Source organism: Longimicrobium sp. (genome assembly GCA_036389135.1).
In the GTDB taxonomy this organism is placed as follows: Bacteria; Gemmatimonadota; Gemmatimonadetes; order Longimicrobiales; family Longimicrobiaceae; genus Longimicrobium.
Map to the genome: position 1 here is coordinate 1 of DASVQP010000119.1, position 13,382 is coordinate 13,382.

The window sequence follows — 13,382 nt, forward strand, 5'->3', positions numbered from 1 at the left end:
CCGCGCAGATGGCGAGGAGCGACGCGAAGAGCTTGGTACGCATGGTCTAAACCCTCTCGTGTGGGTGGTCCCTCCAAAGCGCCAAGGGGGCGCAGGGAGAAGCTACCTTAGGCACACGGATCACGCCACCTAGCACGGGGAAACCGAACGCGCCAGTCCGCACGGGGAGGGGCGTCGTCGTCGCAGTTTTCCTCGGTGCGCGCGGGCACTCTGTCCACTCTGGTCAGGCCAGCCGAGGACTCCCGGCTACGGTTGCTCCATTTCCCGACAAGTCGCACGGACTACCCCCTTCACACCACAAACGTCGATATTCAAGTGCGCTCCCGAAGCGAGTCCGAGCCTTTTCTGCCTCCGCGCATGCAAATCGTGAGGATCATCGTGACCCAACTCGGTGCGCGCTCCGGCGGGTGGTGGCAACGGACCACCGTGACGGTGGCTCCGGTGTTTCGACTCATCTCCACGGCGAGTGGCGCGACACGCCGACCGTGAAAACCGTTTGGGTGAGGTGATGGTATCAAGCACCAGGGGCGCCCCGGGCACGATGCACACTTGGGGACCACACCAAGCGGGCCACCGCTGGAGCACCATCGGCCCGACTCGCCCCCAACCGCCGCAGGCACGCGGGGAACTGCGTGATCCCCGCGGACCGCCGGCCGCCGGTCCGTCTTCATCCATCTCCACTCCCGAAGAGCACCCCGGCCGCGAGGCCGGTCCGCAAAACCAGGGGTCTCCCCGAGACAGCCCAGTTGCCGAAGAGTGGGAGCCGGCCCGCAGACGGGCCGGCTGCACCCTCCGAATCCGAGGAGCGTAGTACAGTGGCCACAAGACCGACACGCGCGGAGGCGCGTGACGGCGGCCCCATGCAGGCCGCCGACACCAGTGCAAGCCCCCAGGCGGCCGCCCCGCAACCGCCGCGCGCCAAGCTCCCGCCCGCTCCCGCGCTCACCCCGCTCCCGGAGAGCGACGAGGAACTGTTCAGGCTGTATGCTGAAACGGACTCCGACCGCGCACTGCGCGAGGTCGTGAACCGCTACCAGCCCAAGATCATGCGGTTCTTCCTGCGCAATCCCGCGACCCACTCGCGGGCTGAGGACCTGACGCAGGAGGTCTTCATCCGGATCATTCGCAACCGCACGTCGTTCGACCCGGCGCAAAAGTTCTCCACGTGGAGCAAGACCATCGCCGAGCGGATCGCGATCAACGCCGCGCGCGGCGCTCAGCGCAGCCGGGTGACGAGCTTCACCGACATGGGGGTCGACCCCGAAGCCGAGCCTTCGTGGAGCATGGATCCCGTCGACACGGAGCCGCTACCCGACCGAGCGGCGGAGCAGAGCGAGCTACGGGGGATTCTGAGTGAAGCGTTGGAGCAGGTGGAAGAGCGGTACCGGCTTCCCGCCGTACTCCACTTCATCGAAGGGCTCACCCACACCGAGGCGGCAAAGCGCCTGGGAATCCCGGTCGGCACGGCGAAAAGCCGCACCCACCACGCGATCGAAGACCTTCGCACGCTCCTGGGCGCAAGATTTCCGGGCCTAATCGCGGCGTAACGGCAGCGTAGCCCCGCTACTGGCGGGGCGAACCCCGGGGGGAGAAAAGTGGGTGGGCGACAAGCTATGATCGGACACCGCCGATGTAACGCGGCGAGGATGGGTTTCCTCGCCGCGCTTTGGCGTCCCCATTTGCGAGAGGGAGGAATGACCGCTCTGAGATTCGCACGCGTGCTCCTCGCCGCGTCGTCGATTCCGTTCTGCGGATCCTGCGACCGCCAACCCACGGACGGCGGCCCGCCCGCCCACGCCCCGCAGATCACCGGTGCGACGCTGGTGGCAGGCGGCGAAGGGATCGTCACGGGGATCAACCTCGACCTGCTGCCCTCCAGCATCACCGTGGACGGCCACGGCGTCGTAGCGACGCTTCGGACGGCCGCCGAGATCCGGTTCGCCATGCCGGCGAAAAGACCGTGCGAGGTGGATGGCAGGGCGGTTCAGATCGCCTCCGGAACCGCGTCGTACGGCGGACGGCTGACCGTGCCTTCGGTGCTGCGCATGCACCCGGGCGAGTCGCGCATCCTCGGCGCCAGCGACCTGGCCGCTTGCCTGGAGTTCCCCGCAGGCGACCAGAGCTTCGTCATCACCGCGCTCAACCCGTCCATCACCGAGGCGCCGGGCGTGGTACCGCTATTCACGGTGCACACGTGGACGAGCGCCGGAGCTCCGTCAGGCAACCTCTCGACCGGACGCGCCGCGTCGGCGATGTCCGCCACGTCGCAGCAGCAGCCGCTGCTCGCCATTACTCTCGGGGACGACTGGTACCAGACGAACCCCGCTTCGTTCGACCCGCGGTACGCAACCGCATCACCGGGCGACACCGTCGCATGGGTCGACTTCCGCAGCCCGCAGTGGTATGCGAACGGCAACGTCTGCGATGAGCCCCGCTCGCAGGTTCCCACGTTCAACGCCGTGGTCGCCGCGCAGTCCGCGTCCGGCCGCACCGTCATCGCCTACGACGCGAGGACCGCCTACCCGGGCACGTGGAATAGCGAAGCCACCCGCTCCCGTCTGACCCGCTTGGCGGATATTGTGGAGCGCTGGACGCTACCTGCGGTTCGCGAGGTCTTCGACCCGGCGTTCGAGCCCATACGGGGCGCGGGCGGTCGATGGTGGCACATCTTCAGGACCGGCGTGGCGCAGCCCACGGTCGACCAGGCGGGGCTCCCGCAGTCGATGTGCCCGCACTTCTCTGAGGTGGCGACGACGCTCGGGCCGGACTCTCCGCCCACCACGGAAGGCCAGGTGGAAGTGCTGGCGGGGTACCTGATCCACGAGTACGGCCATCACGCGGACGACGTGATCGCGGTACGGCGATGGGGGAACGTCTTCGGGCGCGGGGCGCCGGGCTGGGGAGCGATCGGCGAGAGCTGGGCGCAGATGGTACAGGAAACCGCCGCCAGACTGGCGTCCGGCCAGGCGACCGGCGCGCGCCACGACCGATTGACGACAGGGGTGCCGTACGCCGATTTCTACGGGACCGGGTACGGCGAGCGCCCCGACCTGAGCCCGTGGGGCGGCGGGCGGGGCGCGTACGACCACGGCACCAGGCTCCTCATGTTCCTGCGCGAGCAGTGGGGCGATGCGCCGCTCGGGACCAACCGGACTCGGTTCTACCAGCAGGCCCTCGCCCTGCCGAGCTACGACTTCCCTTCCCTGGCCAGCCTGGTGGGGCTGGACGCCACGACCGCGCTCGACCGCTGGAGCCTCGCGGAAGCGACCGACGACCTGGTCGCGCCGGACGTGGCCGCCGCACGCGGCCTGCCGCAGCTCCGCACGTGGGTGCCCCAGGACCGCGAGCCCCCGTTTCAGGTCTCCCGCACCGTGAACGCGACGTACCCGGTCGCGGTGGCGCGCGGGAGCTACGCCGCGTTGTATCTCTTCGCAGCTGGCGAACTCGGCGTCTCCGTGACCATCACCAACGTCACGAGCGTGCCCAAGGTGGTGCGTGTGACTCGCCTTCGGTAAGGCCCCGGACTCGGCTCCCCGGGCCGCCGCCGAAGCGCACAACCGCGACCGTCACCTACCTGCCCGCCGCGGCCGGGCCATCACGGCGATGGATCGCGCGACCGCAAGGTGCGCAACCACGGCGCATCCCCCCTATCCGCTCCACTGGCCGTTGTGGTAGTAGCTGCGCTGGCACGGAGCATCGCAGCCCTCCCCCGTCGGAAAGACGATGAAGACTCCCACCGTGTAGTCGAGTTCCCGCGCATATGCGACAAGCTTCGTCCGATCCCGCGCCTCCCCGTCCCCCCTTCCGTCGCGAGCCTTCTTGGCTTCCACGATGAGCAGATTGCGATCGTTGGCTCCCCGCTGATGAACGATGATGTCGGGGTAGATCGAGACATATCGCTCGGCCTCCTGATCACCGGGATCCGGTAGATGAACCCTTTTCGGCTCGTGTCTGTTGCGGTTGTACTCACAGTCCACGTGCCAATGTGGGAAGAGGCGCTGCAGGTACTCGCCGAGCTTGTGAGTAACCGCACGCTCCGATACATCATGGATGAGGAGATACTGATCATCGCGAAATAGCCGCGCGACGGCCACATCGAAACGTCTGAGGATCTCATCGACCGGCAGCTCGTCAGACAAGGTCATGGCTTGGAGGGGAATTGTCGAGGCGGGCCCGCGCGCGCTGGCCCGCACCGTAGCGACGCGGGCATCAAGGAGGTTTGCGCGGGACCATGTACGCGATCCCATTGCATGGATGCTTCGGTTCGTCAGCGTTGACAGCAATCACTACGGCGTGGTCCGCTCTCGCGTTCACCCTGGCCGATGCGGCCGCGCGGCCCATCAACTGGTGGCGATCAGCCGCCTCCGCCTCGCGATAGGCGACGCATGCAATGGGTGCTCGCCCGTGCTGCGGGTCACTCTTCAGGATGACGAACGGGTCGGTTCCTGCCGGCACCTGGCCTTTGCGAACCTTGTTGCGGGCGATCCTCAAGCCGCGCTCGAGGGTCAGCTGTTCTTCTTCGGACGCGCGAAGCAGCTCGATGGCGAGCAAGGACCACATGGGTGGACGGTGCGCTTCGATATAGTCCACGAGATCGCTCCACCACGCCGACATCCTGCGCCGGGGACGGTCCTTCGCGCCTCCCGAAGCCCAGCGGCCATAGTAGGCGTCAACGGTGTCGGTTGAATGACCTCCGATCTGGAGGAGGAATGCAGGGTCGAACTCCGAGTTTCCAATGTTGAAGCCCGTCTCCAGGTAAAAAGCGAGCAGGTCCATTTCGTCGCCGTAGAAATTGACGCGCTGCTCGAACTCCGTCCGGCGGATTAGGTAGTGCAGTTTTTCCGACGGACGTACCAATGTCTGGAAGATAACCTCCAGTTCGCCCAGGCTGATCGTCGGCGCGAAGGGAGCATCCTCGGCCACGATTCCCGCCGCTCGGAGAGTATTCCACTGAGTTGCGATCGGCCCCAGCTGATCGAATACGATGCTGACGGGGACGAACAGACGTACTTCCGAAACGTCGATCTCGTTCACCTTTCCGTCTCTCGTCCCGAGGCGCAGCGTGCCGCCCGAATCCTTCAGGAGCGTTGCGAAGCGCGCCGCTTGTGCAGCGGGGGCCGCCCTGAGCTTCACGATGTCGTCTTCAAGGCTCTTGTCCCCGCCACGGCGCGAGGTCGGCCGTAGCTGACCAGACTTGTCCTCCACGATGAGCGCCACCCGGTCTACTACCATCAGCAGGTCGTTCTCCCACTGTATTCCGTCCTCATCCTTCCACGTGGAGGCACGCCACCACCGGCCTTCGGGAAACGCGGTGGTGAACAGCTTTGCCGAAGCGTCCTCTAGGTAGCCCGCTCGTCTCTCCTCGTATCGCTTCAACAGCGGCTTCTGCCCGGCCAAGAGGCCTTTGAGCATGTCGAGCAGGAAGCTGTAGAGGAGCGCAGGGTTGGGGAGAAAGAAGACGTCCTCGTTCGGGCGGATGAGGGGTCGCTGCCATACCGGGTTTCCGAGAAAGACGTGCTCCGCGTCCGCGGCGGAAAGTTCGCCAAAGCCCAGGGACCACGCATTGGCGACCCGTTGCAAGTCTGCCCTTGACGTGCCCTCACGGCACGCGTCCATCCAGTCGTCCAGCGTCAGGATGAAGATGTCCGGGAACCGCAGAGCGGCGTGGTCTAGGAGCGCCAGTCGGGCCTGGGCAAGTGGCAGGAGCCGCAGCACGGCGGCAAGCGCCTCCGGGGAATCGGACAAATCCGGGAACGCCGCGTAGTACCGCGTGCACATCTCCTTGACCGAGCGCGCCTGGAATGCGGGTCGTAGCCGCGCGTACGTGGCGTTGAGCCTCGTTTCGATGGTCCGGATTACCTGTTGGAGCATATCGATCAGGTCAGTGGCCGAGGTGCCCCAGAGCGCGCGGAAGTCGTCGTCCAGCGGACCAAAGAGCTCGCGGGAGATCCGGACCATCTGGTCTGGGTACGCCCAATTGCGGGTGATCTGAGTGGACGCGCGCGCTTGCTCGCGGACGAACAGTCGCCGCGAGTCCTCGATCCCGGATACTTCAGCCAGATCCCGCAGCCGCCGCATGTGGAAGGCGCCACTAACGCCCGCAGCCAGGTCCTGAATCTCCTTGATCTCAAGGGATGAGAGGATCCGCTGGCTGTCGTTCTGGGGGGTTCGCAGCGCGAACGCCTGAATGACCTCGGAGAACGCCTGCAGCATCACGCCGGGTGCCCGGTCGGCGCCGGGCCGGCTCTGCGTGAACCCCGAGGCCATTCCGGCGAGAGCCAGCAGGTGGAGTGGATGGGCTCCTGCGACCGTTGCCGTAAGCTGCGGCAGCAGTGCATTGTACTCCCGTGCAAAACGCTCCCCCAGATCTCGCAGGTGCTGCTGCCTTTCGTCGGAAGTGCGTCCCGCGAGCCGCGGCCTTCCCTGCACGAACTCCGTGAGCGGGGGCATCCCTGGCTGTGTGGGAAGCCCGCGCTCAGGAGGTGAGCGTTTCCGCTTCGGCTTTGCGCGCCCGCGCTTCTTCTCCTTGCCTCTACGTCCTGCCACTGTGGTCGGTCCTAGCTCTGCTGGTGTACTCGGCTCCGTCTGCGCGGCCGGGACGTGAAGCACGGTTCGCGCCGGAGAGCCGGGGCCGGATCGACCCTGTCTGCGACTTCCGGTTCTCCGGGCAGGACACCTTCGCAATGAAGCTACAGCTGAATTTCAACCTTCTAGAAAAGAAGCCCCCCAGGCGGAAGTGCCTGGGGGGCATCAACAACGAAGTGCGTTCTCACTTCGCCATGTCCGGCAGGGAAGTTCGCGGCATCAGCCGCGCTCGCGCGACAGCTTCCGGGTGCGCGGCAGCCCAGGCCTCGAGCCACGCGTGCAGCTCGGAAAGCACCGAGTCCGCCGGCACCCCCCGGCCGTCTACGGCAGTCGAATACGCCATCATCTTCGCACTGACGGTGGGATCTGCGATTAGGTTCTGCAGGTAAAGCAGCTCACCCACCCGCGCGGTCCTCTCCTCACGTCCCACCCCCTCGTCTGATCGGCACGCTACCGCCGTGAGGATCGCCACCACCGCGATCGCTCTCCGCATCCGACTCTTGTGCTGGTTCATTTCAGAACCTCCCCGCCCCTGCCGGGATCGAAGCAGTTGCTGCCGCCGGCCCCGCTCACGCTGTCGGAGCCCCGCCCGACCTTCCCCTGATCGTCCTTCACCACCCACGTCGCGGTCACCCGCTCGCACGGCGATGGCTGCAGGTCCACAGACGCTCCCCGCGTGGTCCAGCTCGTCGCGCCGCCCTCGATCAGATCCTCGGACGTGATCTCCCACCACGAATCGACGATCCTGCCGCTGGGGCTGTCACCGGCGCCCGCGGCGACGTACGTCCCCTCGCCGGTCGCGGTGACCGACACCGTGGCCGTCGGGCCGGCATCACCCGTGACTGTCGTGTCGTAGGCCGCTCTCCACTGGCCCTTGTCGTGGTTCCGATAGCCCGATACGGACGTCCACCGATCACGTGCGTCCTGGACGTACAGCGTGATCCAGGCATCGTCCGGCACCCAGTGCGGCCCGCCGTCGAATACGCCCGTCGCCTTCGCCAGGTTGATGTTCAGCACCAGCGGGTGGTTCGCCAGATTCGGGCTCGAAGGCCAGCCGTGGGCGGACGTGCCGGTGGTCGTGAGCACGCGCCACCGGCCGTCCTGTGCTCTGGCGACGGCGCTGGGGAAATTGCTCCCGAACGTGTAGCTCCCCCATTCCGGGGTCGTGCCGCCGTTCCCTGAGTACGTCACCGTCGCTGGCCGGTCCGGATCGTCGGTGTTGTGCAGCTTTACCCGGATCACGGCATAGGCAGCCTTGATCGGTACATCGCCCACCGAGGGCCGTAGATCGATCTCCCAGCGAGCGTTCCCGTGCTCCGCATCACACTGGTTGTCCCACCAGACGTCCAGGCACCAGTCCTGGTCCGTCCACCACCCACGGTACCGCCACGCCAGCCGCGCGGCGGTCGGGCGCAACGTCGTGATCGGCTGGCAGTTCGGTTCACTCGACCGACCCGCCGCGTCCACGGCGGTGAGGCACACGAAGAACGTGCCCTGCAGGTCGTACGCGCGCTCTACGGTCGGCGTGCCGACCTCATCGCGCGCGGTCTCCCACGCGCCCGTGTAGACGAACCGACTCTGCGAAGCGTCCCACTGGTGCATGAACAGCCCCCAGGTCCACTCGTACCGGACGATCGGCGATCCCACGGGGCTCCACGACCGGCTTCCGTCGAAGGTTGCCCACTTGCGGACGTAGACCGGGCTCGGCGCGTCCCACACGGCCGTCGGACGCGTCTCCCGGATGACGTTGTAGAAGCCTCCGTCCACCCGGTTCACAGCAGCCTCTTCGTCGTAGGCCACCGCCTCCACCCGCAGACCCGTCCCCGCGCCGGCTGCGCGAAGGGAGTGCGGCACCCGGACCGTGTCCCTCGCTGCAACCCGAACACCGCAGATCGGGCTGGCGCCAACCGAGGCGAGCTTCGTGGCGTCGAGCGAGGTGATCGCGACGCAAAAGCTGCGAGTCGCGTTGCTCCGGTTCCGAAGCGTGTAGCCCAGCACACGCTCGTCACCCACATCCCAGAAGAGGGGCGACGCCGGAAGCCGGACCCACTCCGGGCTCGCGACCACGAGGTCCGCTTCCACCGTCAGCTGCGCGGAGGCGGAGAGGGATCCCGCACCGGTCTGGTATGCCGTGAGGGCGAGGACATTCGTCCAGCCGGCCAGAGCATCCGTTGACGCCGAGTACGAGACCGGGACCCGGACTGCGGATGACGACGTCCCGGCGGCGCCGGCCGTCCGGCATGGAGGCGCCGCGACATCCGGTCCCGTGACCAGCCCATCGTTCACGTTCCCCGGCTGGGTTTCCACGGTGAAGCACAGCTCCGCGGGCACGTTGCTGCGGTTGACCACCGTGGCGGAGTCGACCGCCGCCTCGCCCGGCCGCAGGAGGCGGCTCGCCTTCCACGTGACGGAGGGGGCGCGGTAGACAGCGTTCACCGTGACCGCGAACTGCGCGGCATCGCTGTTCGCGCCCGCGCCGGCGTCGACCGCGGTCAGCGCCACCCCTGCCTGGGTGTAGCCGAGCGCGGATCCGGGAACGACGGCATCCACCCGGACGTCCACGCTTCCGAACGCGCCCACGCTCACCTGCGCGGGGTCGGCAGGATCGCCCACGACGGAGGCGTCTGTGGACGTCGCGACCAGCGAGAACGCTCGGGTGAGATTGCTCCTGTTCACGAGCCGGAACACTCCGACGGTGACCGTGCCGGGATCGGCCGAGCGGGCAGCCGGTCCGGTCAACGTGGGCGGACGGACGTCGGCTGCCGTCGTGAAGTCGAAGCTCGCCTGCGCGGAGTACGGGGGCGCCGCCTTGTCGGTCGCCGACAGCGCGGGTGCGGCGCGAGCGCCGGCCGGCGAGTCGTCGCGCACACGGAACCGGGCCGTGACCGCGCGCGTCTGGAATGCCGCGAACGTCACCTCGCCGGCGCCAGCGGACGAGACGACGCTGAGCTCGGGTCCGGCAGCGGTCGCATCGAGCCGCAGCACGCGGTCGGCGTTGCTCGCGTTGCGGACCATCCACGTCACCTCGAACTCCTCGCCGGGCTTGCCTGAGTGCGCTGCCGGGGGCGTGATCGCGGGTGCCGCCAGCACGGTGTTCGTGCCGATCGCGACCGATGCCGATGCCTCGTGCACGGCCGATGCGCGGTCGGCAGCGTGAAGCCGCACGTCGCTCCCGCGGCCGGCGGCCGACCCGCTCTTCACGCGGTATGTGACCGTCACCGGAAGCTCCTGTCCGCGACCGATGGTTTGCACGCCGGTGCCGGAAGAACCCAGCACTTCCACATGGGCGGGATCGCCTGCCGAGGCGGTGATCTGGAAGGACCGGGAGGTGTTGCTCTCGTTCCGCACCGCCCACGAGAGCGTGAACGGGGTCCCGGGATCGGCGGACCGCGCCGCCGGTGCACCGACCGTTGGATTGGCGAGCACCGTCGCCGTTTCCACGCCCAGGCCCGCGGCGGCGTTGTAGGACGGGGCTTCTGCATCTTCGGCCTGCAGGGTGGCGGTGCTCCGCGTCCCGCCGTCCGAGGCGGCCGCGAGGCGAAGGCGCGCGGTAACCATCCGCGCCTCACCCGGCCCGAACGGCACCGGCCCCTGCATCGTGAGCGACACCACCTCCACGTGCGCGGGCTCCGCGCGAGCAAGCGAGAGGACGAGGACTCTCGCGGCGTTCGAGCGGTTGGTAACCAGCCACGACACGTCGAACGGAGCGCCGGCCGTCTCCATGCGGGTGCGGGCTCCATTGACTTCGACGCCCGGCGCGGCGAGAGCCAGCGCGGTCGAAAACGCGAAGCTCCCGGTCGCACTCCACCTCTCGTCCCCGAGATCGACGGCGCGGAGCGGGATCACCGACGAGGCATCCGCCACCGCGTCACGGGCCACGGTATAGGTCACCCGCACTGCGGTCGGCGTCTCCGGAGCCAACGTGAGGTCCGGAGGATTCGGCGGCGTCGCCACCGTACCCGGGCTGCTGCTGCCCACCTCGAAACGGAAGGTGCGAACGACGGGGCTCCGGTTCGTCACCGTGAAGGTCTGCGTCAACGTCGAGCCCGGCGCGCCGGTCTGCGCGTCGGGGTTGTCGACACTGGGGCTCCGCAAGGCGAACTCATTCCCCGTCGTGTCGGGAGGAGTCGGCGGAGTGATCCCGAAGGTGTCCGCGCCTGGAGCTCCCGGCGGCTCCGGCGTCAGCGCGAGAGCGGTGTCGCGAGCCTGGCCCCCACCGTAGCAATCAGCCCGGTTCCTCGCGACCGGGGACGAACGGGAGTAGTCGAGCACGCAGAGCTGGCCCGTCGGAACGTGACGCAGGCGGAGGTAGACGCGCTCGCCGCTCACCGATTGCGAGTCAACCGCGATGCCGGGCGAGAGGTGGGGCTGCAGTGCGGAGTGGTCCGGGTACCGGCGCTGATCGAGGTACGCCATCTCGTACAGATTCGCCGCGTTGTGAAGGTCGTGCTCCAACACGGCTTCCGCCTGGCGCACGCGGAGCGCGTGCGCGACCGCCGGCGTGACGATGCCGAGAAGGATCCCGCCGATCACGACCGCGCCGATCATCTGGATGAGCGAGTATCCGGCGCGCCCGCTGGGAACAATGCGCATGGCCGTCCTTTCCGATACGTGGGTGGGATGCACGGGGCGCACGGGGCACCCCGAAATGCGCCGCGGTCCGCAACCCGTATGGGTGCGGACCGCGGGAGAGGTCCTGGAGTCGCAGCGTGCCCGGCGCATCAGTCCACCCCCAGGAGGGCGTCCGCGGCCACCCGGCCCGGTGGCAGGAAGTCGATCGGGTCCCGTCGCCAGCCCCTTAAGAACACCTCGTAGTGCGTGTGCGGCCCGGTGCTCAGCCCCGTGCTGCCGACATCTCCGATGATGTCTCCCCGGTGCACCCTGGCTCCAGGCTTCACGCGGATGGCGGAGAGATGCGCGTACCGGGTCAGGAAGCCCGATCCGCCGTGCTCCACGTCCACCGTCAGCCCGTAGGTCGGGTGGTTCACCGTCGCATGGACGGTCCCGTCGGCCGTGGCTCTGACCGGCGAACCATGGAGGGCGGCGATGTCGAGCCCAACGTGGGGGATGATCCTCAGCTTGATGGGATGGTACCGGCCCGGGCTGAAGGAGCTGGTGACGACGCCTCCGGTCACCGGCTCGGTGGCGGGAACGAACCGGAGCCACGCAGCGGCCCTGCGCGCGACCTCCGCCTCGCGCGAGCGCAGGTTCGCGTACCGCGCGTGGAAACCCGCCGTTCCAGAGTCGGCACGCGCGGCCAGTCCGAGCGCCACCTCGATCCGGCGCAGCCGGAGAGAAAGGCTGTCCGCATGCGAGCGGGCGGCGGCGATCTCCGCCGCCCCCGCTCCGGACCCGCCGGTGGGCTCGGACCGCGCGAACGACACGCCCGCCGTGGTCACCAGGGCCACCGCGGCGGCCGTCGCGGCCGCCACTGCGCGCGACGTCATCATCAGGCGCCGGGCCGGCGCAGCGGAACGGGATCAGGTGCGCGTACGGGCACGCTGACCAGCTCCGCGCGCGGCGCATCGGCGCCCTCCGCCCACTGGACCACCGCGCGGGGGCCGCGGTCGCCGAACTGGCGCGTGAGCGGGAGCACCTGCCCCTGCCCGCTGCGGAGGGCGTGCGCTTCGGTCGCAAAGAAGTGACCGTCGGACTTCCGCGCCACCCGCGAGACGTACAGCACGTCGCCAGCGCGCTCAACGAGCCAGAAGCCTGCTCCCTGCCCGACGTCCTGCAGCGGGAAAAGCAGCGCCTTCCCGTCCTCCACCGCCGCCAGTCCCGGCGCGAGCACCGGCTGCACCGGGAGCCAGCCGAGGCGCACGCGCGCAACCGACGAGATTCCCCGGGAGAACGTGGACGGGAAGAACCGCTCCCCGGGATCCAGGCCGAGGCCGTCCAGCCACAGGCCGATCGCCGGCCGGGAATCGGCTACTTCGCTCCGCGGGAGGGAGAGGATGTGCACGGGTCCGCTGTTCACCTGCCCCGCCGGGGTGGCGAGCGGAAAATCCTGGCGGAGCGTGACGCTCGGGAAGGCGTCCTCCGATTCCACCACCAGCACCACGAAGTCGAGGCGTCCGTCATCGTCGCGCGAGCTCGGGATCCCGTCGGGGCCATCGTTGTCCCACCGCGAAAGGTCGTTTCGCTCGGCGGCCGTCCGCAGCACTGCCTGCGCGAACTCCATGAGGTCGCGCGGGGACGGGTTGCCCGGCAAAACGCTCTGGCGGGAGTCGACCAGGGAGGGAAGCACCTCGAAGCTCGGGCGGAAGAGCCCACCCGAGATCGTTTGCATCTGCTCGACCAGGGTGGGAACCGATCCACCCGGTTCCGAGCCGAAGAACTCTCGCGTGAGCGCGACATCGTCGCGCAACGGAATCCGCGGCCCGAGAGACACCGGCACAACCAGACCGTGGACGGGACCGATGCCCGGCATCCCCGCGCCAGGCAGGCGCGAGGTTCCCTGGCCCGCGGTCAGGCCCGCAGGCACTCCCGGAACAGCGGATGATGCCGGCGACGCGGCACGCCCGGTGGGACCGGACGGCAGCGCCGGCGAGGCGCGGACCGACCCGGCATCCGGGTTGGGGAGCGGCCCTGGTGCGAGGTACGGGGCCTCTGCGGGACGGAACGGTCCGCCCCGACCGGCGCAGCCGGTGAGGACGAGCACGCACACGGCCGCGGCGGGCCGGATCTTCCTGGTGAACGTGTGGAGGGGCATCTCTGGGGCGCGATGGGAGGCTTGTGCGCGAACCGTCCGCGCGGGTAAGCGGTACATGGGCTGGTACCCCGGGTGTCTTCCCCCG

The 13,382-nt window shown here is 68.6% G+C and carries 8 protein-coding genes and 1 riboswitch; of the genes, 2 read left to right on the top strand and 6 right to left on the bottom strand.

All coding sequences use genetic code 11. The features are described 5' to 3' along the window. Positions 1–679: 679 nt before the first annotated feature. Positions 680–754, top strand: a riboswitch (cyclic di-GMP riboswitch). Positions 755–860: 106 nt separating this feature from the next. Both VF584_24135 and VF584_24140 read left to right on the top strand, forming a co-directional pair. Further along, entirely contained in the window at positions 861–1,547 is a 687-nt protein-coding gene (locus VF584_24135) for a sigma-70 family RNA polymerase sigma factor (GenBank protein HEX8213287.1), read from the top strand. A 147-nt stretch (positions 1,548–1,694) separates the two neighbouring features. Further along, positions 1,695–3,515 carry a hypothetical protein gene (locus VF584_24140; GenBank protein HEX8213288.1) on the top strand — a complete coding sequence of 607 codons (1,821 nt, stop codon included), beginning with the start codon at positions 1,695–1,697 and terminating at the stop codon, positions 3,513–3,515. A 132-nt stretch (positions 3,516–3,647) separates the two neighbouring features. On the opposite strand, the gene VF584_24145 is transcribed toward VF584_24140, so the two are convergent. The 6 genes from VF584_24145 to VF584_24170 all read right to left on the bottom strand — a co-directional run bounded on the left by VF584_24145 (position 3,648) and on the right by VF584_24170 (position 12,874). Next, positions 3,648–4,139, bottom strand: coding sequence for a hypothetical protein (locus tag VF584_24145; GenBank protein HEX8213289.1), 492 nt, complete (start codon positions 4,137–4,139; stop codon positions 3,648–3,650). Positions 4,140–4,209: 70 nt separating this feature from the next. Next, a complete protein-coding gene (locus VF584_24150; GenBank protein HEX8213290.1) occupies positions 4,210–6,450 on the bottom strand; it encodes a hypothetical protein in 2,241 nt (746 codons plus the stop codon). Positions 6,451–6,769: 319 nt separating this feature from the next. Then, positions 6,770–7,099 (bottom strand): hypothetical protein, encoded by a 330-nt coding sequence (locus VF584_24155; protein HEX8213291.1) that lies wholly within the window; start codon positions 7,097–7,099, stop codon positions 6,770–6,772. Next, positions 7,096–11,178 carry a hypothetical protein gene (locus VF584_24160; GenBank protein HEX8213292.1) on the bottom strand — a complete coding sequence of 1,361 codons (4,083 nt, stop codon included), beginning with the start codon at positions 11,176–11,178 and terminating at the stop codon, positions 7,096–7,098. The genes VF584_24155 and VF584_24160 overlap by 4 nt, the downstream gene beginning before the upstream one ends. Positions 11,179–11,306: 128 nt before the next feature. Beyond that, the gene (locus VF584_24165; protein ID HEX8213293.1) at positions 11,307–12,035 is read right to left on the bottom strand and encodes a M23 family metallopeptidase; all 729 of its coding nucleotides are present in this window, start codon (positions 12,033–12,035) and stop codon (positions 11,307–11,309) included. Then, positions 12,035–12,874 (bottom strand): hypothetical protein, encoded by an 840-nt coding sequence (locus tag VF584_24170; GenBank protein ID HEX8213294.1) that lies wholly within the window; start codon positions 12,872–12,874, stop codon positions 12,035–12,037. The genes VF584_24165 and VF584_24170 overlap by 1 nt, the downstream gene beginning before the upstream one ends. Between the last annotated feature and the right edge of the window lie 508 nt (positions 12,875–13,382).

Coding starts and splice junctions, on each gene's coding strand:
- VF584_24135 (HEX8213287.1), top strand. CDS start 861: ATGCAGGCCGCCGACACCAGTGCAAGCCCCCAGGCGGCCGCCCCGCAA.
- VF584_24140 (HEX8213288.1), top strand. CDS start 1,695: ATGACCGCTCTGAGATTCGCACGCGTGCTCCTCGCCGCGTCGTCGATT.
- VF584_24150 (HEX8213290.1), bottom strand. CDS start 6,450: ATGCCCCCGCTCACGGAGTTCGTGCAGGGAAGGCCGCGGCTCGCGGGA.
- VF584_24155 (HEX8213291.1), bottom strand. CDS start 7,099: ATGAACCAGCACAAGAGTCGGATGCGGAGAGCGATCGCGGTGGTGGCG.
- VF584_24160 (HEX8213292.1), bottom strand. CDS start 11,178: ATGCGCATTGTTCCCAGCGGGCGCGCCGGATACTCGCTCATCCAGATG.
- VF584_24165 (HEX8213293.1), bottom strand. CDS start 12,035: ATGATGACGTCGCGCGCAGTGGCGGCCGCGACGGCCGCCGCGGTGGCC.
- VF584_24170 (HEX8213294.1), bottom strand. CDS start 12,874: ATGCAAACGATCTCGGGTGGGCTCTTCCGCCCGAGCTTCGAGGTGCTT.